This window comes from Thermodesulfobacteriota bacterium (genome assembly GCA_035325995.1).
In the GTDB taxonomy this organism is placed as follows: domain Bacteria; phylum Desulfobacterota_D; class UBA1144; order Nemesobacterales; family UBA2774; genus JADLGH01.
The window spans coordinates 1-3,207 of the sequence record DAOKYU010000037.1 but is presented as its reverse complement, the minus strand read 5'-3'; the positions used below and the strand labels follow the sequence as shown (position 1 = coordinate 3,207).

At 58.3% G+C, this 3,207-nt stretch carries 3 protein-coding genes; 2 read left to right on the top strand and 1 reads right to left on the bottom strand.

Translation table 11 applies throughout. The features are described 5' to 3' along the window. Nucleotides 1-508: hypothetical protein (locus PKC29_15500; GenBank protein HML96815.1), on the bottom strand; the 508-nt coding region annotated here is incomplete at its 3' end. Nucleotides 509-1,277: 769 nt separating this feature from the next. Here PKC29_15500 and PKC29_15495 point away from each other — a divergent pair. Together PKC29_15495 and PKC29_15490 are read left to right on the top strand one after the other, a co-directional pair. Next, a complete protein-coding gene (locus tag PKC29_15495) occupies nt 1,278-1,697 on the top strand; it encodes a hypothetical protein (protein ID HML96814.1) in 420 nt (139 codons plus the stop codon). A 192-nt stretch (nt 1,698-1,889) separates the two neighbouring features. After that, nucleotides 1,890-3,207, top strand: a 1,318-nt coding sequence (locus PKC29_15490) for a 7TM-DISM domain-containing protein (protein ID HML96813.1), incomplete at its 3' end; no start/stop codon positions are given.

The following is a 3,207-nucleotide window of genomic DNA, read 5'->3' as shown; positions in this document are numbered from 1 at the left end:
GTGCCCGCTCGCGGCGCTCGATCTCGACGGACATGATCCAGCCGATGAGGTTGGCAACACACAGATAGATGCCGAGTGCTACGACGTGATCGTCACCTTGTCGCGCTGACCCAACTAACGTAATCAGGGATGCAGGGATGCATGCGACTGCGACGATTTTGACCGGTAACCGCGTGAATCCGTAGCACAGCCAGCATGTCAGCGTCATTGCGACCGGGAATCTGTTGAGACCAATGATTCCCGAGTCCAACGGCAGAAACCCCATTGAGCCCACCGCAAGACAGGCCCCTGCCATCGGGATTCCGATGCTGTTGCGGAACGACCTTATTGCCCAAGCCCGATTGAAGTGGAGGTGAAGGGCAACTGCAACCAGAAACACGAACAGGATGAGTCGCACCGACTGGCGTGAAGCGGATGCCTGACTGGCAGTTGGTGCAATCGCAAGTACAACCCAGAACGCGAACGCCAAGAACGCGGCCACAACAAAAGCAATCTTCGCCAGCCGCAAACCCGACTCTCTGAATTCCGTCAGGAAGTCGGATTCCGCAGCCGGCTCCGCAAACGGGGTCGGTACTCTCAACGCACTCCACATGTGTCACCTTGTCACTGAATCAGGCGAGCCTTCGCCGATCACGCGCGTCATATCCGGTGCCAACCGGGGTCATAGACCTTGGTAGTCCAAGCGAATCGATTTCGACGTTCGCCAGACGCTTGCTACGGCGGGGACCTTGAAGCATATGCTGTTCGTGGTTACCCTTGATAAGCCTTCTGTCCTAATCCGTCCGAGCGTGGCATGGCAGAGGGTGGCATGGCGGAGGTCCTGACCGAATGGAGACCATGCTCTCCTGAACCCGGGTGGATGTCTCGTCACCATTGGAGAGGAAATGCTGGGATCTTACGAAGACCAGACACCGCTAAACAGTGCGTTGGCAAGCGGAGCTCGGGGGAGAGACTCTGGGACTCTCTACATTCGCCCTGGAGAATCGCTACCAATCAGGGTTCGGCTGGTGAGAACTGAGAACCAACTCACCAAGGCGATCAAGGTACGGGCAGAAGCGTATGGCCGGCATACTCCTGGGTTTGCCGACGCTCTCCGAGTTATCGAACCTGATGACGTCGAACGTAGCTCACTTGTTCTATTGGCTGAGTCCAAGGTCACGGGGGAAGCAGTCGGAACGCTACGGATACATACGAACTTTGACGGACCCACATACCTCGAACGGATCTTGACACTCCCGGAGTTTCTCAGAGGCGCAGCAATCGCGTATGTAACCCGATTGGCGGTCGTCAGTGGGCCGAATGGCTCATCGGTCAAACTCGCCTTATTCAAAGCACTGTATCGATATTGCCTCGCGACGCAGATCTCATGGATCCTTGCGGTTGCGCGCGAACCCGTGGACCGCGACTTCGTACGACTGGGGTTTCTCGACATCCTGCCAGAGGGCACGAAGCTGCGGCGACCGGACGATTTCGGCGAGGTTGACGTCCGACCCCTATATTTCGACGTCCTCGAGGCCGAACACAAGTGGCGCGGGACCCGCCACCCGCTCTACGACTTCATGGTTCGGAAGGTGCATCCCGACATCGAGATCTTCACGTCAGTCAGTAGTTCCTGGGCCACGCCAAGGCAATCCCGCATTCGCCGCAGCATCCGCGAGGGGTTCTTGCCGGAAGCCTTCCAGATCATGGCAGTCTGAATCCAGACTGAGGTAACCGCCAACCGCAGGCCGTCTGCTCCTCGCAACGGACCTCAAGGGCTCCTAACGTCTCGGCGGTGCAACGCCGTCTGCCCTTGACCTTGTGCCGCCTGTCCGACCGGGCCGGCCACCAGGGGAACCGAACGGTATTTTTTGGGGAGTCCTCGGGTTTTGCCGAGGCAAACGGCTGCCATGACCTCGGCAAAGAGACTGAGACTACCCAGACAAAGACGACTCACGGTGTGGACTGATCGGGTGCGCTCCCGTTTCAGCCTCATCACCGCTGTCATCGTGCTAAGCATCGCCTGCCTCGGGGTGGCTTACGTTGTCTCGAACAGCAAACAAGCGAGATACCTCCCCGACTCCGTTGGTCTCGTCCTGCCAGACCCGAATAACCGGCTTCGTCCCGACGAAGCATCGGCCAGATTCGCGACTCCCGAGGCGATTCGCTTGGAAAAAGGCGGAAGCCTGCAATTCCGCACTGTCTGGATCCGGATTGATCTTTCGGGGCAAGGACCAATCGAAGGAAAGCGTCTCGCTCTCGAGTCCTTGCGCGCCCGGACCGCGCGATTCTGGGCGCTCGACTCGGCTGGAAAGATTCTCGCCGCGGACCTTGATTGGTCGTCACTTCGCAACGGCCTCGCCATTCAGCTTCCTCAGGGCCAAGGCGACCAAATTGTCGTGCTTGGGCGCGTAGAGCCGGTCTCGATCAATCGAGTTCAGACGTCGTTGAGATCAGGGAACGAGATTACGTCACGTGAATTCCTATTCGAGCGAAATGGCGGGCTCCTCTTTGGTTCGCTCCTCATGGTCTCGTTCTTCAGCCTGGTCGTGGCGATCTTCATTCGGGACAAGACCTTCTTCCTGTATTCCGCGTGGCTTGTCACTAGCCTCCGGATCGCAGCCTACAACGGAGACTGGGACCCATACTGGCTCGGTATCCCTTTGAGCGGGGATTCACTTCAAGCTTTCTTGCGCCTGACCTACATTGCGCACAGCCTTATCTCGCTAGCACTCTTCGAGGCGCTCTTTGGAAAGGAGTTGGAGAGAGTCCGACTCCGGGCGCTGATCAAGGCGCTGCAGCTTGGAACCATATTGATGTTCCTACCGGCTGTCTTCCTCGAGGCGAATCACTCCATCAAGCTACTGTGGGCGCTGAGCGGTGTAACCATCTTCGCGGTCTTCGCGGTACTTTCTGTTCTCACGTTTAGAGCGCCGTCACGAGCTTTGGGCTGGTACATCGGATCGTGGGTCATAACACTGACGGGGTCGATCGCGCAGATCGCATTCTCGATGGGGCTAGCCCGCACGTTCCACGATATCGCGGGCAGTCAAATCACATCGGTGGCGTCGGCCTTGATGCTCGGGATAACGCTTGCGCAGAGAATGCAGGCCGAGCGACGCGCCCGCCTCTCAGCCGAACGCAGCGCCGTCAGCGCCCTTCAGCGGTTCCGGGAGAACTTCAACGCGATGCCGGTGGGCATCTTTTCGATGAGGCTCGACGGAACCA